Annotated in this window: 19 protein-coding genes; 9 read left to right on the plus strand and 10 right to left on the minus strand. The window is 58.5% G+C overall.

All coding sequences use genetic code 11. The annotated features are described in order from the left end of the window. Positions 1-70 precede the first annotated feature (70 nt). Positions 71-904 carry a bifunctional hydroxymethylpyrimidine kinase/phosphomethylpyrimidine kinase gene (thiD, locus tag JUE30_RS08885; RefSeq protein ID WP_203624544.1) on the plus strand — a complete coding sequence of 278 codons (834 nt, stop codon included), beginning with the start codon at positions 71-73 and terminating at the stop codon, positions 902-904. 162 nt (positions 905-1,066) lie between these two features. After that, on the plus strand, positions 1,067-2,122 hold the full coding sequence (locus tag JUE30_RS08890; RefSeq protein ID WP_203624545.1) for a hypothetical protein: 1,056 nt from the start codon (positions 1,067-1,069) through the stop codon (positions 2,120-2,122). Positions 2,123-2,188: 66 nt separating this feature from the next. Here the strand turns inward: JUE30_RS08890 and JUE30_RS08895 are convergent, their stop codons facing one another. The 4 genes from JUE30_RS08895 to mutY form a co-directional block, all read right to left on the minus strand. Further along, positions 2,189-2,728: a DUF308 domain-containing protein gene (locus JUE30_RS08895; RefSeq protein WP_125757957.1), complete on the minus strand. Its 540-nt coding sequence runs from the start codon at positions 2,726-2,728 to the stop codon at positions 2,189-2,191. 63 nt (positions 2,729-2,791) lie between these two features. Continuing rightward, positions 2,792-2,971, minus strand: a complete 180-nt coding sequence (locus tag JUE30_RS08900; RefSeq protein WP_203624546.1) for a hypothetical protein — start codon at positions 2,969-2,971, stop codon at positions 2,792-2,794. After that, positions 2,971-3,651 (minus strand): NAD(P)H-dependent oxidoreductase, encoded by a 681-nt coding sequence (locus JUE30_RS08905; RefSeq protein WP_203624547.1) that lies wholly within the window; start codon positions 3,649-3,651, stop codon positions 2,971-2,973. Before JUE30_RS08905 ends, JUE30_RS08900 begins: the two co-directional genes overlap by 1 nt. Then, positions 3,648-4,751: an A/G-specific adenine glycosylase gene (mutY, locus tag JUE30_RS08910; protein ID WP_203624548.1), complete on the minus strand. Its 1,104-nt coding sequence runs from the start codon at positions 4,749-4,751 to the stop codon at positions 3,648-3,650. Before mutY ends, JUE30_RS08905 begins: the two co-directional genes overlap by 4 nt. A 96-nt stretch (positions 4,752-4,847) precedes the next feature. Here mutY and JUE30_RS08915 point away from each other — a divergent pair, with 96 nt between their 5' ends. Then, positions 4,848-5,660 (plus strand): Cof-type HAD-IIB family hydrolase, encoded by an 813-nt coding sequence (locus JUE30_RS08915; RefSeq protein WP_203624549.1) that lies wholly within the window; start codon positions 4,848-4,850, stop codon positions 5,658-5,660. A gap of 34 nt (positions 5,661-5,694) precedes the next feature. On the opposite strand, the gene JUE30_RS08920 is transcribed toward JUE30_RS08915, so the two are convergent. From JUE30_RS08920 to JUE30_RS08940, 5 genes are all read right to left on the minus strand, one after another. Continuing rightward, positions 5,695-6,342: a TetR/AcrR family transcriptional regulator gene (locus JUE30_RS08920; RefSeq protein WP_125757967.1), complete on the minus strand. Its 648-nt coding sequence runs from the start codon at positions 6,340-6,342 to the stop codon at positions 5,695-5,697. Positions 6,343-6,490: 148 nt separating this feature from the next. Continuing rightward, entirely contained in the window at positions 6,491-7,150 is a 660-nt protein-coding gene (locus JUE30_RS08925) for a DUF4767 domain-containing protein (RefSeq protein WP_125757969.1), read from the minus strand. Between the two features lie 154 nt (positions 7,151-7,304). Next, a complete protein-coding gene (locus JUE30_RS08930) occupies positions 7,305-7,448 on the minus strand; it encodes a hypothetical protein (RefSeq protein ID WP_164506258.1) in 144 nt (47 codons plus the stop codon). 102 nt (positions 7,449-7,550) lie between these two features. Then, positions 7,551-10,646, minus strand: a complete 3,096-nt coding sequence (locus JUE30_RS08935) for an AAA family ATPase (protein ID WP_203624550.1) — start codon at positions 10,644-10,646, stop codon at positions 7,551-7,553. Beyond that, positions 10,643-11,758, minus strand: coding sequence for an exonuclease SbcCD subunit D (locus JUE30_RS08940; RefSeq protein WP_203624551.1), 1,116 nt, complete (start codon positions 11,756-11,758; stop codon positions 10,643-10,645). Before JUE30_RS08940 ends, JUE30_RS08935 begins: the two co-directional genes overlap by 4 nt. A 111-nt stretch (positions 11,759-11,869) precedes the next feature. Here JUE30_RS08940 and JUE30_RS08945 point away from each other — a divergent pair, with 111 nt between their 5' ends. After that, on the plus strand, positions 11,870-12,496 hold the full coding sequence (locus JUE30_RS08945; RefSeq protein WP_203624552.1) for an HAD family hydrolase: 627 nt from the start codon (positions 11,870-11,872) through the stop codon (positions 12,494-12,496). 61 nt (positions 12,497-12,557) lie between these two features. Here the strand turns inward: JUE30_RS08945 and JUE30_RS08950 are convergent, their stop codons facing one another. Further along, the gene (locus tag JUE30_RS08950; RefSeq protein WP_164506260.1) at positions 12,558-14,180 is read right to left on the minus strand and encodes an ABC-F family ATP-binding cassette domain-containing protein; all 1,623 of its coding nucleotides are present in this window, start codon (positions 14,178-14,180) and stop codon (positions 12,558-12,560) included. A gap of 466 nt (positions 14,181-14,646) precedes the next feature. On the opposite strand from JUE30_RS08950, the gene JUE30_RS08955 reads away from it, so the two are divergent. The 5 genes from JUE30_RS08955 to JUE30_RS08975 all read left to right on the plus strand — a co-directional run bounded on the left by JUE30_RS08955 (position 14,647) and on the right by JUE30_RS08975 (position 19,544). After that, positions 14,647-15,222, plus strand: coding sequence for an ECF-type riboflavin transporter substrate-binding protein (locus tag JUE30_RS08955; RefSeq protein ID WP_203624553.1), 576 nt, complete (start codon positions 14,647-14,649; stop codon positions 15,220-15,222). A 106-nt stretch (positions 15,223-15,328) separates the two neighbouring features. After that, positions 15,329-17,035 carry an ABC transporter ATP-binding protein gene (locus JUE30_RS08960; protein ID WP_203624554.1) on the plus strand — a complete coding sequence of 569 codons (1,707 nt, stop codon included), beginning with the start codon at positions 15,329-15,331 and terminating at the stop codon, positions 17,033-17,035. Beyond that, positions 17,028-17,852, plus strand: a complete 825-nt coding sequence (locus tag JUE30_RS08965; protein ID WP_203624555.1) for an energy-coupling factor transporter transmembrane protein EcfT — start codon at positions 17,028-17,030, stop codon at positions 17,850-17,852. Before JUE30_RS08960 ends, JUE30_RS08965 begins: the two co-directional genes overlap by 8 nt. Positions 17,853-17,991: 139 nt before the next feature. Then, positions 17,992-18,942, plus strand: a complete 951-nt coding sequence (locus tag JUE30_RS08970) for a Dyp-type peroxidase (protein ID WP_203624556.1) — start codon at positions 17,992-17,994, stop codon at positions 18,940-18,942. A 62-nt stretch (positions 18,943-19,004) separates the two neighbouring features. Then, positions 19,005-19,544 carry an NADPH-dependent FMN reductase gene (locus JUE30_RS08975; protein WP_203624557.1) on the plus strand — a complete coding sequence of 180 codons (540 nt, stop codon included), beginning with the start codon at positions 19,005-19,007 and terminating at the stop codon, positions 19,542-19,544. Positions 19,545-19,778 lie beyond the last annotated feature (234 nt).

Below are 19,778 nucleotides of genomic sequence, written 5' to 3' on the forward strand. Positions count from 1 at the left end.
CGCTTTTCGTTTGCTTATTTTGGATAACCTTGTACAATTAAGTCCGATACTGATCTGAAGGGGCGAGAATATGGCAAACGAATTACCACAAGTAGCGACCATCGCGGGGGTCGACAGCGATGGCAGTGCCGGGGCACAGGCCGATCTGCACAGCTTTTTCATGCGCGGCACCTATGGCACATTGATTTTGACTGCTGCAGTCGCAGGCAACTCCTACGGTATTCACGATAGTCAGGTGATGCCGCTGTCGTTCATCGACAGCCAGTTCAAGGCGCTCGGCGAAGACTTAAAGATCCGCGCTGCGAAAACCGGCATGCTGGCAGACGCGGCGGTCATCAAGAACGTCGCGGCCAACCTGCAGAAGTACGACTTTGGCCCGCTCGTCCTGGATCCTGTGATCTCCACCAAGCACGGCAACATGCTGCTGGAAACCGAGGCCTTCGAGACCCTCAAGACGGTACTGATCCCGATGGCGGATGTCATCACGCCCAACTTCTATGAGGCCGAGCACCTGACCGGCATGAAGCTGACGGACAAGGACGCGATTATCAAGGCTGCTGAAGCGATTCATAACATGGGCGCCAAAAACGTGATGCTCAAAGGCCGCCACGATTCCGCCACCCAAACCGAAGTCAGTGACTATGTGCTGCTGGATTCCGGCAAGCGCTTCTGGCTGACCGGACCGTACTACGACACCGAGCGCAAGAACGGCACCGGCGACACCCTCAGCGCCGTCATCACCGCCGAACTGGGCAAGGGCACCGACCTTGAGGACGCCATCCGGCTCGCCAAACATTTTGTCGACACGGCCATCGCGCATGAGATCCAGGTCGGCCATAAGTTTGGGCCAATCAACCACTGGGCCAACCCATTGGTCCAGCCGAAAACAGATCCTCAGGCCTAACCTGAACTTAAAGAGGCCCACTCACCGAAGGCGCGTGCGAGCGGGCCTTTTGAGTCCCCTGCTAACAATGCTGTCACCTGGGTCCCTTAAAGGTTAAACCGCCTTCAAAAACGTGATATAGTACAATCAATCATCACCATTTTTGGGAAAGGGGAAATTCCTATGAAACGACCAGTTGCCCTGTTGATCACGATCAGTGTCGCGCTTGCGGCGGGCATTGGTCTAGTCGTTCACCATCAGCTCAGCCAAACCGATGCGGCCGCCCGTTCAGTGCAGCGTGTGACCGAGGCGACGCAGGCGCTGCACAAGCCCGCCTTCATTGCCGACCCCAAAAGCAATTTGGCCAGCGCCTACTTGAATCAGGCGAATTACGCCTACCAGCAGGCCGAACGCCACCACACCGCGCTGAGTGCGCACCAGAAGGTCATTTTAAGGGCAGCCGCCCAGCAGCTGAAAGACGCCAAGCTCTACGTCGCCATCCGCTCCGAGGCTTCGGCGGTGCTCGGCCCCACCCAGGTCATCACCGACCAGAAGTACGACAGCACCACGCTGGAGCGGGCCTTCCGAACGCTTGAGGCGGCCAATATAAAGTACGCAGCCGCCGCGAAAACTCCGGTGACACTGGTCTCGCTTCAAACCGCGGCCCTGGCTAAGTTGCGCGCTGCCCAACGCCGGCCCGCCACCGCGCAAACGGTCGCGGCGGCAGAGGCGGCAATCGCGGAGGTGCCGGTGGCAGCCTTTAAGCAGACCTACACCCCAATCGCCGAAAGTCTGAAACAGGAGGAAAAAGTCGCACCCAACCCGCCAGACGCTAACGCGGCCGAGCCCCAGGTCCCAGAGCAGGCAGCGCCTGCCGCACCGGCCAAGCAAGCCGAAAATGGTCAGACAACCAAAGCTGCCCCGGCAGCCAAGGGTTCAGCCCAACCTGCGAAGACCCCAGCCGAGGAGCAGCCTCCGAAGGCGCCCACCAGGCCCGAGGCTGATTCGGCCTCAAGCCAACAGCAAGCACCAGACGCTTCGGTCAGTGACGCCGACCGCGCTCTGATCGGCATCGGTGGCCTGTTCGACACCATGCATGAGGCAGAAACCGCAATGAAGGCTGCTCAAGCTGCCGCCGGCTCCAATCGCCAGGCCAGCGCCTATTCGATTCAGTTTAGCGACGGCTCGATCCACTACACCTGGAGCTGGCTTGAAAGTGATCCGATCCCGGCGCCTTAAGTTAGACAGTAGAAAAAGCCGCCCCGAAAATTTTTCGGGGCGGCTTTTTGCGTAGGCCAGCGTGAGTTAGTGACGGCGGCCACGCAACGCGTCGACCAGTTCCAGAATGCCCATCACAATGAGCATCGCGCCAACGACTTGCAGCAGCGCCATGATTGACCGAAACGGGTTGAACAGCAGCACAAACCCGCAGATGGCCACGATCAGCCCGTAAAGGATCGTCGGAAACGGCGAAACATTCACGTAAACCTGGCGATCACGCGCTGTGATGATCCGCGAGATCCCGTACACCACCAGCATTAGGCCAATGACAATCGGCAGCAGCGACAGTGCCGGCCGCAGCAGGACGGCCACGACCATCGCGCCGATCAGCAAACCGCCGCCGCGCCACAGCGCACTTTGACTTTCCAGCGTCCCTCGCTGGGCGCGCACCGCATCGATGAAGGCGCCAAGGGCGAGCAGCAACATGCCGCCTAACAGCACATACTTCACCACGTGGTACACCGAAGTCGGCGCCAGCAGGAACCAGACGCCGACCAGGGCCAAGATCAACGCTCTCAGCCAGGCGTAACGCGTCAATTTTTCAACGGTATTTCGCATCGCCATCAACCTCTCTTTAACTCAAGCCTAACACCTTGAAGTCCTTGGCCCATCAGCCCTAGGTTGGATTTACCAGCGCCGGTGGTCCCAAAAGCGCCCGTCGACCTCGCCTTGGGCCTGAGCCAAGCGGGTGGCCTGCTCCTGGATAAACGTCTCAAGCGCCGTGAAAAAGGCCCGGTCTTCGTAATTTTTAGCCTGTTCTGCCTGGTGCTTGGCTTGCTCGAGCAGCCATTTTGTGGTTTCGTCCATCAGTCCGCCTCCCCTTCGCGCAACTCGGCGATGGTCTGCCGCAAGCTGGTCAGCTGCTCTTGCCGGTCCGCCAGCGTGGTCGCCATCAGCGCAACCGTTGAATCTGCTTGCCCCCTGGCCGTTAGCTCAGCCAAAAACCAGGCCGCCTGATCCGCAAAGCGGGCGGGTTGCGGCACCGTCAGGTACTGCTGGTAACGGGCGAAAAGCTGCGCCCGCGAAATTTCGGTCAGGTAACCGAACTGGGCGATCTCAAGCGGCGCCAGCAGTGTCAACCCAGTTTTGCGTGCCAGCGCCTGGTACGGGCTTAGCAGGGTGGACATCGAAATTCCCTCACTGCCGCCAATTTGGTAGGCCTGCTTAGGCTGGCTGTATGACACCACCAGCCCAAGCGTTTTGCCAGTGAGCTTGCCGCCGGTTTCGTCGTACGTAAAGCCGCGCGTCCATACGGCCGCAAGCCACTGGTGCAAGCTGGCCGGGGCCTGATACCAGTACAGCGGAAACTCGAAAATCAGCCGGTCCGCCGCCTGAATCAACGCCTGCTCGGCGGCAACATCCAGCGAGCTGATTGCGTCCAGGTGATGCCAGGTGACCCCTTTGACGCCGGCCGCACTAGCCTTTAAAAACTGCTGTGTCGGCGAATCCGCAATGGTTGGATGGCTAACAATGATCAATGTGTTCACAAGGCACCTCCTGCTTTCAGCGCCGCCACTAACTTTTTCTGCACGGTCGGCAGCGCGAGCTTTTCAAAGTCTGCCGCCTTCACCCATTTGGCCGGCAGCACCGCCAAGTCGAAGGTGGGACTTTCCGCTTCAACCAGCGTCAGCTGCCACTGCTGGTGAGTAAATGTGTGCCGCACCGGCTTGGCTCCGGTCTCGGTAAAGTTCAGCGCGACCCCGGACAGCGCCGCGAACTGGGCGGCCGCCTCTGTCAGCTGATCAACTGCCAGCGCCGCATCCAGGCCGCTGCGGTCGATCAGCGGAAACATCCACAGGTCTGCCAGCATCCCCGTGCGCGGCCGCCGCACCAGCAGGTACCCTCGCGGCGAGTGGATCACCAGCGCAAAGTAAGGGATCACAACCGGCTTTTTCTTTTTACTTTTGACCGGGTAGTCCAGGACAGTGTCGCTCAGGTAGCTCTGGTCGAAGGCGGCCAGCGGCGAGTGCGCCGGGTCCGGATCCTTCGCGCGCATGTAGCTGCTGCCCAGGTCCATGATGGCCTGGTTAAAATCCCCTGGCCGCTGCGGGTCGATCAGCTGGCGGATCAGCTGATCAAACACCTGACGGGTCTGGGGTCTGGCGATGTCCGCATCAATCTTGAACAGCCGGGCAAAGACGCGAAACGCGTTGCCGTCAATCGCCGGCTCGGGCTGGTTGAAGGCGATGCTGGCGATGGCGCCAGCCGTGTACGGCCCAATGCCTGACAGCTGCCGGAGCTCGGCGGCAGTGTGCGGAAACTCGCCGCCGTATTCTTGCAGGACCTGCTTGGCCGCCTGCTGCAGGCGCCGGGCGCGCGAGTAATAACCCAGGCCCTCCCAGGCCTTCATCACCTGGTCCTCTGGCGCCTGTGCCAAGGCTGCGACGGTCGGGAACAGCTGCAAGAAATGATTGTAGTACGGAATCACCGTGGCCACTTGCGTCTGCTGCAGCATCGTTTCCGAGAGCAATATGTGGTACGGATCGTGGTCCCGCCGCCATGGCAGGTCCCGCTTTTCCTGATCGTACCAGTTCAGCAGCGCCTTGCGGAAGGCCGCGATTTTTTCTTCTGACCAATTCAGTGCCATGAATTCACCTCAAAGCTAGTTTAACGTACCGGTCCCTTATGCAAGCGGTCTCATGCTTTGCTATAATGAAACTACTAACGAAACGGGGGAACGCTTATGACAATTCGCATGATCGCGCTGGATATCGACGACACACTTTTGACCTCGACCCACCAGATCCTGCCCAGCACTAAATCGGCGGTCCAAGACGCGGTTGCGCGCGGCATCAAGGTGGTGCTGTGCACCGGCCGCCCGCTTGCCGGCGTGCAGCCGTTTCTCGATCAGCTTGAACTTGCCGGCGACGACCAATACGTCATTACGTATAACGGCGCTGTGATCGAGTCGCTTACCGGCCGCGTGGTTGCCAAGCACCTGCTCGACAATGCCGCCTACCGCGAAATCACCGCCCTGGGGCAAAAGCTTCACCTGCCGACCAACGTGCTGGACGAGCACTCCACGATTTACACCGCCGACCGTGACGTTGACTGGTGGATCGTCGAGCAGGCGGCCGAAAACCAGGCCGGGCTGAAGATCCGCGACCCCGATGAACTGCCGCCCGATTTTGCCATTGCCAAAGGCGCCTATGTCGGCGAGCAGACGCTCCTGGACCAGGCCGATCCGGCTGTGCGCCAGGCGCTGGGTGAGCGCTTCTACGTCGTGCGCGCCGGTCGCAATTTTCTCGAGGTCATGGACCCGCAGGTGAACAAAGGGCAGGCGCTGCGCGACTTGGCTCAGGTCCTCGACCTGAGCCTCGCCGAGGTCATGGCTGTGGGCGATGAAGGCAACGACATTGCCATGTTCGACGTCGCGGGCCTGCCAGTCGCCATGGGCAACGGCAGCGCCGAGGCCAAGGCCCACGCCAAGGTGATCGCCGGCACCAACGATGAAGGCGGCCTGGGCGAAGTAATCCGCCAGTACGCACTGCAATAACTGACCAGTCAGCCCCCCCCAAAGGCTGGCTTTTTTACTGCTGATAAAGCACGGTCAGCTCCCCGGCCAGCGCCGTGACCGCCCGCTGGGTGACCGCTTGGGTCAAAAGCTTTTTTGCTGGCGCCTCGTCCAGCAGCGCCAGCGTCAAAATCCGCAGCAGGTGCTTCAGGACCGGCTTGGCCCCATTGGCCCCGATTTGCGCCGGGCGGTTCAGCCCGTCCGCCGTTTTGCGGATCATCGCCAGAAACAAGGCGACATCGATCGTGTGAAACACGCCGCGCGCCATTCCTTCGTTCAGGTAGGCGGCCAGCCGCTCCTCCCACGCGTGCAAGGCGGCCTCGACGCGGCGCTGCTGCTCCGGATAGGCGTGCGCGAGGTCGGCCAAAAATACCGGGCTATTTGACCCCAGCAGCATCAGCTCGGTCAGCAGCCAATGCGGCAGCGCCTGCACGGTCCACGCGGCGGCCGGCGCCTGGCCCTGCGCATTGGCCAGCGCCACGAACTGATCGACCACGGCTGAAACAACCGCATCGCGACTGGAAAAGTAGAGATAAAGCTTGCCGCGGCTGACCCCGACGGCTTTGGCCAGCGCGGCCATCGACTGGCCCGTCAAGCCATTACGAAGAAAAATTCGGTTGATCCGCGCCACCAGCTCTTGGTGTCGCGTCTGTTCGTCTGTCATCGCTGCCTCCGTTTAACTGAGTCGATTATACCCCTGACGCCTACTGCTCAACAAATTGGACAGGAATGATTCAATCTGTTTAGCACCAGTAATCCGCGCTCAGCAAAAAGGCCAGCGGTAAGCGCTGGCCTGAAGTACCTGATTGCGCCTATTGCGCACTTTGCCCTGTCGCAATGCGCTGAAAGTTGGTGCGCAGTGCGGTGTTCTGCGTTTCGCCGGCAGAAGGCGCACCATCGCGGCTTTGGTCCACCAGCACCACCGGCTGACCGTTGTGGAACGCAAAGAAATAGGTGATGCGATTCGGCAGTGGCGGCTCAGTGCCATCGTAGTTATAAATCGCGACCACGTTGTAACTGCTGTCGCCGGTGCCATCCGGACGCCAGGCGAGCTGATTTGGTGTGCCATTAACGAGTTCTTCTGAAAACGCCGTGGGGTACGCGATTCCCACCGATGTTTGCAGCGGATGAATGCCATCGAATTTAGTATAAGACTGACCCATGGTTTTCTCCCAAGAGGCGATAAAGCTGGCCAGCGCCGCATCCTTGGTGCCGTCCCAAGGCGTCGCCGGCTGTGAGCTGCTTGCTGAGGCCTTACTGCTGGCACTGCTGCTCTGCTTGCCGGCTTTGGCCTTGCCGCTAGTCTTACTGCCCGACTTGGCCTTCGCACTTTTCTGGCTGCTGGATTTGACCTTGGCACTTTTGGCCGGCTCAGTCGCATCCGACTTTTTGGCCTGCTGCCCGCACCCTGCCATGACCATTAGGCTCAACAGCGCCACCCCGACGATTCCCCAATGCTTTGTTTTACTCATCCTAACTCCTCCATCTCCTGTTCAAAGGACAAATAATAAACATTACACCTACTTATAATTAAGCTGATTGCCATTGTCAACTATCTGGCAGCCTCAGGTCACGCCAGGCATAAAAAATAGCCGCCATTACTGGCGACTACAAAGAGTTTTAAAATTACTTGTCATCCTCGAGCTTCTCGGCTTCTTTGTCGATTGTGGCAAACCCTGACTCAGTCTTCTTCACTGGGTGCTCGGCACGCTTCTTTTCAACTTCTTCGATCAGCGCTTTGCGCTCCTGTTTACTAAGCTTTCCTGCCATTATTCTCGCCTCTTTTACAGTGGCATAGAGCTGAGAATTTAACTTCTCAACACGTTCAGTGTACCACTTTTGGGTATAATTAGCACCCGAACGCGTCAGTTGCTAATGGTCGCTTGCATGGATCGCCTTCAGCGTGCTTTCCCCAGTTCCAGAGGCTTTGACCTGCAGCTGATCGGGTACACTCGCTCGCAGCTCAGCCACGTGACTGATGATACCGACCATGCGCACCTTCCCTTCGATGGTCCGCAGCGCCTCGATGGCCGTGTGCAGGCTGGCCTGATCGAGCGACCCAAAGCCCTCGTCCACAAACAGCGCGTCAATCGACACTCCGCCGGCATCGTGCTGGATCACTTCGCCAAGCGCCAGCGCTAGACTCAGTGCCGCAATGAAGCTTTCACCGCCAGATAGCGTGTGAACGGAGCGCGTCGCCCCGACTTGATCGTCAAAGACATCAATCTCAAGGCCGGAATCGTTGCGGTGGCTGCCAGGCTCTTGGTGCAGCTGGAATTGGTACCGCCCGTCTGTCAGGTTGCTCAGCCGCCCGTTGGCCTCGGTCAGCACCTCCTGCAGGTACGCCCGCAGGACAAACCGTTCCAGCGATAACTTGCGCTCGTTGTTCCCGTTCATGACCGCAGCTAAGGCGCTCAGCGAGTCCGCCTGGGTTTGCGCCGCTTGGTTTTGTGTGTATGCTGAGTCGATTTGTGCCAGCAGGTGCTGGTCCTGGTCCAAGGCACTTTGGGCCGTGGCCAGATCCGCTTGAGCCTGGCTCTGCGCCGCACTGGCGGCGTCGCGCGCCTGACCCAAAGCGGTCAGGTCAGGGGCTTGGGCCTCCCCAATCTGCTGCTTTGCCTGCTTCAGCAAGGCATTTTGCGTCGTGGTTGCTGTCTTGGCCGCCTCCAGAGCCGCCTTGATCGGCGTGATTTGAGCGACCTGGTGTCGCAGCTCGGCAAACACAGCCGGGGTGGCGCCATCAAGGTTGGCTGCCACTGCCTCTTCAAACGCCGCCTGCGCCGTCGCCAAAGAGGTCTTGGTTTGCGCCTGCTGGCTGGCCTGCGCGGCCTGGGTCGCCTTGGCGCTCGCCACTGCCTGGTTAGCTGCGCTCAAGGCCGTTTCGTTTTTGGTTTGATCATCCGCAAATGTCTTCAGCTTGGTTTGCAGTCTGGCTTGCTCTGACGTGAGCGCAGATAGCGCCGGGGCGTCTTTTGGCAGCGCCTGCTGGGCCGTCTTCAAAGCAGAATCGGCACCAGTCAGCGCCGCATCAGCCAGGTGAAAGGCATCATCGGCCTGCTTGAGAGTTGCCTCGGCACTTTCCTGATCGGCTTTCAGCTGGTCCGCCTGCTGCTGCAGCTGAGTTAACTGCCGTTTTTGATCGTCGGCTTTTTCCTGCAAGTTCTGGACCTGATCTGCGAGCTGCTGGAACGCCTGCTCTGGATTATCGTCTGACGAAAGTTGGGCTGCCAGCGCCTGCTCCTGATCGACGAGCTTGGCCACATTGGTTTGCGCCTGCTCGAGATCCGCCTTACTTTTAGCCAAGTCTGATTGCGCCTTTTGCCGGGCGTAATCAGCGGCGTCCACTTCGTCGTCGCTCACGATTGCCGTCGCAGCGGCAGCCGCGGGGTGCGGATGGTCGAGGCTGCCGCAAACCGGGCAGGCCGCCCCGGGCGACAACTGCGCCGCCAAACTCGCGATTTGCGATTGCAGCTGCGCGTCATGCAGCTGCGTGTAGGCCGCCTGGGCCGCTTCTGCCGCGCTCGTGGTGGTGGCCACCCAGTCTTGGGCGTCCTTCACCTCGTTCTGTGCTTCCTTCAACTCCTTGCCGACATGGCGCCACTGGTCATGCACGGGCTTCAGCGAAGCCAGTCGTTGCGCCTGCGTCTGAAGCGCGGCCGTCTGATCGTCTTGCGTCAGCTTGGCGATGGCCTCAGCATTTTCTACCAGCGCTGCCTTCGCCGCGGCGACCGCGGTCTGCGTTGTCTGCTGACGGGCCAGCGCCTGCGCACGCTGCGCTTTGGCCTTATCTAGCGCCTTCGTGAGGTCGGCCACTCGCTCCAGTTGCGGCCGGATGCTGCTCAGCTCGGTTTCACGCTTACTTGCCGCCGCCATCTCGTCCGCTTGCGCATCAAGCGCCTGCTTGATTTGCTCAGCCGAAGCCACCGCCTGTTCAGCCTGCTTCAGTGCGTCTGCAGTGTGCGCTAGCGCCGCTTCCAGCTGCGTTAACTCGGTCTGCTGGGCGGTGAGGCGATCCGCATCGCCGGTGTGGGCGGCGACCCACTCGAGCTTAGTCAGCAGCTTTGCCTTTTCGGCGCGGGCCGGCGCATCGGCTGCAAGCTGGGCCAGGGCCGCCTGAGCCGTTTGTGCCTGCTCAAACGCCTGCTGCAGCTGCTGTCCATTTTGGTACGCCGTATTGGCCTGCTCGTACTCGGCCGTTGCCTGCTTCAGTGCCGCCTGCTGGTCTTCTTGTTGGGCAGTCAGTGCTGCCAGGGTCATCTTCATCGCGGCAATTTGGTCGGTCAACGAGGCACCATCGTCGGGCTTTGTGTCCGCCGCATACGTGAACTGACCGGCCAGTGTGGTCAGACGGTCTGCGGCTTGCTTGACCTTGGCCGAAGCGTCCTTGGCCTGCTGGTTCATCGCGTCCTGCCAGCGCGCGAACAAGTCGGTGCGAAAAAGGCGCTCGAGCAGCTTGCCCTTGTCATCGGAATTAGCGTCGAGAAACTGTCGGAACTGGCCCTGGGGCAGCAAAATGATCTGCCGAAACTGATTCGCGTCCAGGTGCAGTAAGTCGTTGATGCGCGGGGCGATGTCCCGCTTTTTGGTCCACTGACCGGCTTCCTGACCGTCTTTAAACACTGTGAGGCACACGTTCATCGGTTTGTTCGTGACCCCGCCCTGCTTTTTGGCCAAAGTCTGCGCCGGCTCGCGCCAAATCTCGTAGTCCTTGTCGCCGTGGTGAAAACGCAGTGTCACGCGCGTTTTTTGTGCCGGGGTGGCAAAGTTGGCGCGCATCTCATCCCCACTGCGCTGGTCGCCAGACGTGTCGCCGTACAGCGCAAAGACCAGGGCGTCGAAAATCGTCGTTTTGCCGCTTCCGGTGTTGCCGCTGATCAGAAACAGCGGCGTATCGGCAAAGCTGTCAAAATCGACCGTCGCGTCTCGATACGGCCCAAAGTATTCCATCCGCAAAGTCTGCAGCTTCATTTCTTTTCCTCCCCCGCATTCGCCAGCGCGGCTTTGGCCCATTCCATCTGTTGCTCGCTCAGCTCACTGCCGGTCACCTGCTGGAAAAAGTCGCCAAGCAGCTTCGTCGGCGCCAGCTTCACGTCCGTGTGGGCAACCTCACCGAGATCCACATGGGTCTCCCGTTTCAGCTCAATCAGCCGAGGAAAAACTTGACGCAGCTTCGCCATGACATTAGGAATCACCTCAACATCAGTCAGCTTCACTGCCGTGTAGGCGTCGAGTTCCTCAGCCGAAAAGTTAGTCGGATCGGCGAAGCGCGCAAAACTACCAGTCACCTGCTGCAGGTCATGCAGCGGTGCCAAGCTGACAAACCGGCGCTGCATGGTGTCCGTGTCGATGATGTAAACGCCTTTTTCTTGGACGGCTTCGGACACGGAAAATTTCAAAAGTGAGCCAGAATACTGCACCTTAGGATCATCAAGCGCATGGCGATTGTGCAGATGGCCCAGGGCCACATAATCAAAGGCTTGCAAATCGGACACGGCAACCGCATCCAGGCCCCCGACGTTGACCAACGTCTCGGAATCCGAGTGTTTGCTCCCCGCCGCAAAAAAGTGCCCGACCAGAATGTGCCGCTTGTCCGGTGCAAACTGTTTCTGCATTTTTTCAACGACCGGTGGCATCGCCTTGTTGATGTTCGTCAGGCTGTCATCTTTAAAGTAGTCGCGTGCAGCGAACGGCTCAAAATAAGGCAGCAGGAAAAACTGGGTGTCTTCGAGCTCAATGGGGGTGAAGGCGTCCTTGAGTTCAGTGCGCATGTATAGATTAGTGGACTCATACCATTGCTGCCCCGTGCCCAGCCGGACGCCAGAATCATGGTTGCCTGAGACGACCAAGAGGGGAAAGCCTTCCTCACGGTTGAGGCGATACAGCATGCGGTTAACGCGGTCGACCGAGTCCTCACTCGGATTGGCCCGATCGTACAGATCACCCGCGATGATGATTGCGTCCACGTGTTCCTTTTTGGCGGTCTCGACCAGCTTCTCGAACACCGCGTCCTGATCTTCTGCCAAGTCAAACCCGGCCAGATTCTTCCCAATATGCCAATCGGCAGTGTGCATAATGCGCATGTGAAGGCCCCCATTTCTAAGTTCAATTCAAACAGTTGTTCGCCCCGCTGTCAACGTATTTTCCCGAACTTGGCAGCGCTTTTTCGGTATACTTGACCCAGGAGGAAAAACATGAAAACTTTCATCTTCGACATCGATGGCACCCTGATCGATTCGCCCAACATGTACCTGCATGGCCTGCAGCAAACCATGCGGCGCCACGGCAAAGATTACGCGCTGGCAGACCTAACATTTTCAAACGGCGTCTCGTCCGTCGATACCATGACTCGCCTGGGCTTTACCGACCCCAGCGCGAACGCGGCGGCAATTGAAGAGTGGATCAACGACTCGATGCAGTTTGCCGATTTATCGGGCTGGATTCCAGGCTTTCCCGAGGTGTTGACTCAGCTGCGGCAGGCCGGCGCCAAGCTCGGCATTGTCACGGCCAAAAGCGCGCACGAATTCGCACTGGATGACGCCCGCTACCACTACCGCCGCTACATCGATACCTGGGTCACCGCCGGGCAGGCCAAGCGGGACAAGCCCGCAGGCGACCCAATCGTGCTGGCGGCCAAGCGGCTCTCAGCCGACCTGAACGACCTATTATATGTCGGTGACACCGTAGTCGACGCGCAGGCGGCGCATGACGCCGACGTCGCGTTCGGCCTGGCGGGCTGGACCACGCCTGAACCGACCTCAGCGTTTGAGCCAATTGCCTACCGCCTGACCGCCCCCAGCGACCTGCTCGAACTGATATAAAAACGCGCCGCACGTTCGCCGCCCATTGATGAAAGGGGCGGCAAAGGTGCGGCGCGATTGCTTAATAGATACCTTCGACTTGCGCCTGCGCAACTTCGTGGGCCATGAATTCGTCATAGCTGGTGTCGGCACGGTCGACAATGCCTTTCGGGCCGACCTCGATGATGTGGTCGGCGATGGTCTGGATAAACTGATGGTCGTGGCTGGTGAAGACCAACGAGCCCGGAAAATCGATCAGCGCATCGTTCAGCGCAGTGATGCTTTCCAGATCCAAATGGTTGGTTGGATCGTCGAACAGCAGCACGTTCGCCTTACTCAGCATCATTTTGGCCAAGTAGGCGCGGACTTTTTCGCCCCCGGACATCACCGGCGTCTTTTTCAGGACGTCATCCCCGCGGAACAGCATCTGCCCGAGAAACCCGCGCAGGAAAGTGTTATCGGACTCCTCCTTGCTGGCGAACTGCCGCAGCCATTCGAGAATGTCCAGGCGCTCGTCGGCGAATTCGGGGTTCAGGTCGCGCGGCATCGAGGCGCGGCTGGTGGTCACGCCCCAGGTCACGCTGCCCGTGTCCGGCTGCATGGTCCCGGCCAGAATCTGCATCAGCACGCTGGCCGTGACATCGGAGCGCGAGATTAGCGCGGTTTTATCGCCAGGCCGCAGAATGAACGACACGTTGCTGAGAATCTGCTCGCCGTCGATGGTTTTGGCCACATTTTCCACCCGCACTAGGTCGTTGCCGATCTCGCGCTCCGGCGTGAACTTGATGTACGGATACTTGCGGCTTGACGGCTTGATGTCGTCAAGCGTGATCTTGTCCAGCTGCTTCTTGCGCGAAGTCGCCTGCTTGGACTTAGAGGCGTTGGCGGAAAACCGTGCAATGAAGTCCTGCAGCTGCTTGATCTGTTCTTCCTTCTTGGCGTTTTGCTGGGAGCGCAGCTGTTGGGCCAGTTTGGAACTTTCCAGCCAGAAGTCATAGTTCCCAACAAACAGCTCGATCTTACCGAAATCGACATCACACATCTCCGTGCAAACGGCGTTGAGAAAATGCCGGTCATGGCTGACGACCAGGACCGTGTTTTGGTAGTCGGCGAGAAAATCTTCCAGCCAGGCGATGGTCTGCGGGTCCAGCCCGTTGGTCGGCTCGTCCAACAGCAGCACGTCTGGCTTGCCGAACAGGGCCTGCGCCAGCAGCACCTTGACTTTTTCGCCTTCCGGCAGCTCGGCCATTAGCGTCTGGTGCTGCGCCTCTGGGATCCCCAGGCTTTGCAGCAGCTGGCTCGCATCGGATTCGGCGTTCCAGCCGTCCATCTCGGCGAACTCGCCTTCGAGCTCAGCGGCGCGGTTGCCATCGGCCTCGGTGAAGTCGGCTTTTTGGTATAGCGCATCCTTTTCCGTCATCACTTCATATAAGTGCGTGTAGCCCTGCAGCACGGTGTTCAGGACGGTTTGGTCATCAAAGGCAAAGTGGTCCTGCTTCAGCGAACTCATCCGCTCATTGGGATCCAGCGCCACGGTGCCAGTGGTCGGCGTCAGTTGGCCTTCCAGTATGCGCAGGAAGGTGGACTTGCCGGCCCCATTGGCCCCAATAATGCCGTAACAGTTGCCCGGGGTGAACTTCAAATTAACGTCAGAATACAGGGTCCGATCGGAAAAAGTCATCGAGACGTTGGAAACAGTTAGCACTTCGCTACCTCGCTTTTCTTCTATAGATGCAATACGTTCGCACAATCATACCAAATGGCCGCAGGTTTATCAACGGCCGGCTTTGGCATGGAATAACGAATTAATCGCATGATAGCGTTCTTATTGTTCGCTTATTGTTTTGACATTTTTCGCTTAGACTGCTAAGCTATTGACATCGTCAGTCGGTACTGAGAAATAGTAAGGCAGTCTCCTTTCCGCAAAGAGAGTGATCCAATTGGTGCAAGGATCATCGAAAAGTCTGCAAGAATGGCTCTCAGCAGGTGGTGCCGCGCGCCTTAAGCGCTTCGAGTGGTCGCAAGTGCGGCAACTTAGGTGGTACCGCGCAGCGTCGTCCTAAGCAATTGCTTAGGACGGCGTTTTTTGATTGACGATGGGGTTGGCCGTTCACCCGCTCGCCCAGTTTGGGCCGGCGTACATTAATTATTTTCTTAGGGGGAAATGCCTTATGGCAAAAAACAAGCAATCATCTAATGAGTTATTCAGTGTGCGAACCGTGGTCGCGATCGGCATCGGCACGGCGATCATCTTCATTCTCAAGCGCTGGGTCTCGATTCCGACCGGTTTCCCGAACACGAACATCGACACCTCATACGGCTTCTTAGGCTTCATGAGTGTCCTCTTCGGCCCGGTTGCCGGCTTCATCATGGGCTTTCTCGGCCACGCGCTGAACGACTTCACCCAGTACGGCACCCCGTGGTGGACCTGGGTCTTCACCACGGGCTTGGTCGGCGGCGTGATTGGGTTGTTTTGGAAACGGCTCGACGTGTCCAAAGGCGACTTTGGCAAAAAGAAGCTCATCGGTTACAATGTAGTGTCTGGATTGACCAACCTGATCGCGTGGGCGGCCATTGCGCCAACGCTTGACGTGCTGGTTTACTCTGAACCGGCGAACAAGGTTTACATCCAGGGTCTGATCTCCGCTGTGTCCAACATCATTTCTGCCGCGGTCATTGGCTCCATTCTGCTGGCGGCGTATGCAGCTTCGCGGACGCGTAGTGGGAGCTTGAAGAAGGAAGACTAATCTCCGCTTCAACGATTAGCTAAACACAATAAAAACTACGCCAATTACCCACTGCGGCGCCAGGCGAACCCGCTTGGCGCCGCAGTTATTGTGAGAAAGGATACCCATGAGCAAACCTGCGATCATTTTCGATCACGTCACCTACCAGTACGACAGCCAGGCCGAGCCGACGCTGCACGACATCAACTTAACCATCAACCAGGGCGAAAAAGTGCTGATCATCGGTCCCAGCGGCTCCGGTAAGTCGACGCTGGGCAATCTGATCAACGGCCTGATTCCGCACGCCATCCCCGGCAAGATCACCGGTAAGGTAACCGTGATGGGCCAGGATGTCGAAAGCTCAAGTCTGTTTGACCTGTCTCTGCACGTCGGCACTGTGCTCCAGGATCCGGACAGTCAGTTCGTCGGCCTGACCGCGGCCGAGGACATTGCCTTTGCGATGGAAAACGACGCGACACCGCAGGCCGAAATGAAGACCCGCGTCAAGCAATGGGCAACGACTCTGGGCATTAAAGACCAGCTCGGCCAGTCCCCGCAGGCGCTGTCCGGCGGGCAAAAGCAGCGCACAGCCATGGCTGGCGTCCTGGTTGACGAAGGCGATGTCCTGCTGTTCGACGAGCCGCTGGCCGCACTCGATCCGGCCACTGGCAAGCAATCGATCGAACTGATCGACGACCTCCACCGCCGCCTAGGCGTCACCGTGGTGATCATTGAGCACCGGCTCGAGGAAGTCCTCGCGCAACCGGTCGACCGCGTCATCGTCATGCAAGACGGCCGAATCATCGCCAACGAAACGCCCGAAGCGCTGCTCAAAACCCCGCTGCTGCGAGAAATCGGCCTGCGCGAACCGCTCTACCTCGAGGCGCTGGATCTGGCGGGCATCGACTTCAACGACACCAACGGCATCACCTCGGTGAACACCATCGAGGCGCCCAATTTGAAGCAGAAGCTGAGTGATTGGCTGACCGGCGAACCGGCGCACCAAAAACCGGCGGGCCTGAAGCCTCTGCTGACCATCAAGGACCTCACCTTTGGCTATCCCAAAGGACCCAAGCTGTTCGACCACTTTGATCTGACCATTAACCGCGGCGACATGCTGGCCCTGGTCGGCGAAAACGGTGTGGGCAAAACGACGCTCAGCCAGCTGATCACCGGCTTCGTCAAGCCGGACGCTGGCACAATGACCTTCGCCGGCACTGACCTGGCCACCCAGTCCGTCAAGGAGCGCGCTGACCAGATCGGCTACATCATGCAGGACCCCAACCAGATGATCTCGAAGATCAAAATTTTTGACGAGGTTGCCTTGGGCCTGAGCCTGCGCGGCGTCGATGAGGCCACCATCAAGGCCAAGGTCGAAGACGCGCTCAGGATCTGCGGCCTGTACCCGTTCCGCAATTGGCCGATTTCCGCGCTCAGTTTTGGGCAAAAAAAGCGGGTCACGATTGCGTCCATCCTGACGCTGTCCCCGCAGCTGTTGATTCTCGATGAGCCGACTGCCGGCCAGGACTGGCGCCACTACACCGCAATGATGCGCTTTTTGGAAAAGCTGAACCGCGACTCCGGCATCACCATGCTGCTGATTACCCACGACATGCACCTGATGCTTGAATACGCGACGCGCACCGTGGTACTTGGCCACTCCGGCATTTTGCTTGACGCCGAGCCCGCGAAGGTGCTGACGGAGCCGGCCATCATCAAGCAGGCCCGGCTGGCGGAAACCTCGCTGTACACGCTGGCTAAGCGGATGGACATGGATCCATTCGCCTTCACCGCCGCCGTGATCGCACACGAAAGGCAGGAACGTCATGTCTAACTTATTCGGTTTTGATGGCGGCGACACCTGGCTGCACCACCTCAGCGGCGCAACTAAAATGCTGGCCTTTGTCGGTATTTCGATCATCGCGATGGCCAGCTACGACCTCCGCTTCACCGTAGCAATCATGGTCATGTCCCTGATCCTCTTTTACCAAGCCAAGATCAAGTGGTCGCAGGTCAGCCTAGTCGTGAAGATCATCACCGCCTTTTCGCTGCTGAACCTGATCACCGTGTACTTGTTTTCTCCTGAGTACGGCGTGCAGCTGTACGGCACGCGGCACCTGCTGCTGGGCAGCGGCTACCTGACGGTGACTTCGGAGCAGCTGTTTTACGAGCTGAATCTGGTCAGCAAGTACATCGTCACGGTGCCGCTGGCGCTGATTTTCCTGATCACGACCAACCCGTCGGAGTTTGCGGCCAGTCTGAATAAAATTCACCTGTCCTACAAGGTCTCCTACTCGATTGCCTTAGCGCTGCGCTACATCCCAGACATTCAAAACGTCTACCACCAGATCTCGCTGTCCCAGCAGGCCCGCGGCTATGAGCTGTCGAAAAAGGCCAAGTTCTCCCAGCGCCTGAAGGGGTCCGCACAGATCCTGATGCCGCTGATTTTTTCCTCGCTGGACCGCATCGATACCGTCAGTCAGGCGATGGAGCTGCGCCGGTTTGGCCGCAAGAAGCACCGGACCTGGTACATGGACCACCCCTTCGCTTGGCAGGATTGGCTGAGTTTGGCCGGCACTGCGGCGATCATTTTGGTCGGTGCCTGGCTCTTCAAAGTCAACGGTGGCCGCTTCTACAATCCGTTTCGGTAACCCCTGAACCAGCCCGTGGCGGCTGGTTTATTTTTGCTCATTTAGATTGTGCAAAATTTTCTATGCTTAATTGGTGCCGCTTACAACTTCGCTATGCTATTCTGGATTTTGAAAGCATACTCATTTGGAGGGGATCACCATGCCAATCGATTTGACTCGCGTTCAAGACGTCTACAAGGACGCCGGCGACAGCATTATTTTTGTCACGATGAACCTCAACCGTCAGGACCAGGCCAGCGATCTGGCGGCGGTGCAAGATCTTGCCGAGCACCTGCCGGCTTTTATCAACAGTATGAACATCCGCTACCCTGATGCCGGCTTGGCCGTTGCGTTCGGCTTCTCCCGCAGCGCTTGGGATTACCTTTTCCCGACGGCGAAGCGCCCGGCTGAGCTCGAGGAGTTCCAAGCGATCCACGGTCCCAAGCACACCGCCGTCGCGACCCCAGCCGACCTGTTTTTCCACCTGCGGGCGCGCAACTCCGCCGTGCCGTACGAACTGCTGTCAGAAATCATGACGCGCATCGAAGCCAACGTCACCACCCTGGATGAGACCCACGGTTTCCGCTACTTTGAGGGTCGCGCCATCATTGGGTTCGTCGACGGCACCGAAAATCCCAACGCCCTGCAAACGCCAGAGTACGCCGTGATTGGTGATGAAGATTCCGACTTTATCAACGGCTCCTATGCCTTTGCCCAGAAGTACCGCCACGACCTGGCCGCCTGGGAGAAACTCAAGGTCGAACAGCAGGAGCAGGCCATCGGGCGCAAGAAGTTCAACGATATCGAACTTGAAGAGCACGAGAAACTGCCGAACGCTCACAACATCGCCTCGCAGGATAACGAAGGCGGGGTCGAACATAAAATTGTGCGCATGAATGTCCCGTTCGCCACCGCCGCAAAGGACGTCAAGGGCACCTACTTTATCGGCTACGCCCGCCACTGGACCGTCACCAAGCGCATGCTTCAGAACATGTTCGAAAAATCCGACCGCCTGCTGGATTTTTCCACGCCCGAAACCGGCGAGGTCTTCTTCATTCCGTCCCAGGACACCCTGGCCCAGATTGCTGACAGTGAATTACCGCAAGCCTAAACTTGCAACAATCCGCCTGCGCCTTGATAATGGAGACATTAACTTCGAAATGAGGCGCAAACATGCTAAACCTTGTCGGAATTGTCGGCAACAACTGGTCGGGCTCGACCAATCGCCAGCTGCTCCAGTTCATGAAGACCCGGTATGCGGCGCAATTCTCCCTGACGCTGCTGGAAACCGGCCAACTGCCACTGTTTTCCCAAGACGACGAAACCCACCCCACTGAGGCGGTGCAACACTTCCGCCACGCCATCGCGGCCGCAGATGGCGTGATCATTGCCACCCCGGAGCACAACCACAGCATCCCCGCGGTGCTGAAAAACGCCCTAGACTGGTGCTCACGCGTTGAACATCCGCTGACTGGCAAAAAAGTCATGATCGTCGGCTCCGCGCTGGGCCCGATGGGTACCGTTCGCGCCCAGGGTCACCTGCGCCAGATCCTGGACTCGCCCGGGCTGGCCGCCCAGGTGCTGCCTGGCAATGAATTCCTGCTGAGTAAGGCGCACGACCAGTTTGATGCGGCCGGGGCGCTGACCAATCAGGCCACGATCGAGTTTCTAGACGAATGTGTCACGCACTACCTCGCCTTTTTAAACGCTTAAAGCCAAAAGTGATGATCCCGCGATCATCACTTTTTATATGAAACAGAACTTGATTTTGAGTACACCAAATACACCTACTCGAAATCTCAAAAAAATACAGCCTGGATTATTCATAGAATTTCAAAAAAGCAGCGTAATCCCACGATTCACACGGGACTGCGCTGCTTTGGTGTTTCACCCATTGGGTGCGCCTATATGCTAAGGTTGAGTCGACAAAAACCATCACGAAAGCGA

It is taken from the genome of Lacticaseibacillus sp. 866-1 (assembly GCF_016861825.1).
In the GTDB taxonomy this organism is placed as follows: Bacteria; Bacillota; Bacilli; order Lactobacillales; family Lactobacillaceae; genus Lacticaseibacillus.

What these genes read in the sequence shown, in the direction of transcription:
- thiD (WP_203624544.1), top strand. Translation starts at nt 71, where the DNA reads ATGGCAAACGAATTACCACAAGTAGCGACCATCGCGGGGGTCGACAGC.
- JUE30_RS08890 (WP_203624545.1), top strand. Translation starts at nt 1,067, where the DNA reads ATGAAACGACCAGTTGCCCTGTTGATCACGATCAGTGTCGCGCTTGCG.
- JUE30_RS08895 (WP_125757957.1), bottom strand. Translation starts at nt 2,728, where the DNA reads ATGGCGATGCGAAATACCGTTGAAAAATTGACGCGTTACGCCTGGCTG.
- JUE30_RS08900 (WP_203624546.1), bottom strand. Translation starts at nt 2,971, where the DNA reads ATGGACGAAACCACAAAATGGCTGCTCGAGCAAGCCAAGCACCAGGCA.
- mutY (WP_203624548.1), bottom strand. Translation starts at nt 4,751, where the DNA reads ATGGCACTGAATTGGTCAGAAGAAAAAATCGCGGCCTTCCGCAAGGCG.
- JUE30_RS08915 (WP_203624549.1), top strand. Translation starts at nt 4,848, where the DNA reads ATGACAATTCGCATGATCGCGCTGGATATCGACGACACACTTTTGACC.
- JUE30_RS08920 (WP_125757967.1), bottom strand. Translation starts at nt 6,342, where the DNA reads ATGACAGACGAACAGACGCGACACCAAGAGCTGGTGGCGCGGATCAAC.
- JUE30_RS08925 (WP_125757969.1), bottom strand. Translation starts at nt 7,150, where the DNA reads ATGAGTAAAACAAAGCATTGGGGAATCGTCGGGGTGGCGCTGTTGAGC.
- JUE30_RS08930 (WP_164506258.1), bottom strand. Translation starts at nt 7,448, where the DNA reads ATGGCAGGAAAGCTTAGTAAACAGGAGCGCAAAGCGCTGATCGAAGAA.
- JUE30_RS08935 (WP_203624550.1), bottom strand. Translation starts at nt 10,646, where the DNA reads ATGAAGCTGCAGACTTTGCGGATGGAATACTTTGGGCCGTATCGAGAC.
- JUE30_RS08940 (WP_203624551.1), bottom strand. Translation starts at nt 11,758, where the DNA reads ATGCGCATTATGCACACTGCCGATTGGCATATTGGGAAGAATCTGGCC.
- JUE30_RS08945 (WP_203624552.1), top strand. Translation starts at nt 11,870, where the DNA reads ATGAAAACTTTCATCTTCGACATCGATGGCACCCTGATCGATTCGCCC.
- JUE30_RS08955 (WP_203624553.1), top strand. Translation starts at nt 14,647, where the DNA reads ATGGCAAAAAACAAGCAATCATCTAATGAGTTATTCAGTGTGCGAACC.
- JUE30_RS08960 (WP_203624554.1), top strand. Translation starts at nt 15,329, where the DNA reads ATGAGCAAACCTGCGATCATTTTCGATCACGTCACCTACCAGTACGAC.
- JUE30_RS08965 (WP_203624555.1), top strand. Translation starts at nt 17,028, where the DNA reads ATGTCTAACTTATTCGGTTTTGATGGCGGCGACACCTGGCTGCACCAC.
- JUE30_RS08970 (WP_203624556.1), top strand. Translation starts at nt 17,992, where the DNA reads ATGCCAATCGATTTGACTCGCGTTCAAGACGTCTACAAGGACGCCGGC.
- JUE30_RS08975 (WP_203624557.1), top strand. Translation starts at nt 19,005, where the DNA reads ATGCTAAACCTTGTCGGAATTGTCGGCAACAACTGGTCGGGCTCGACC.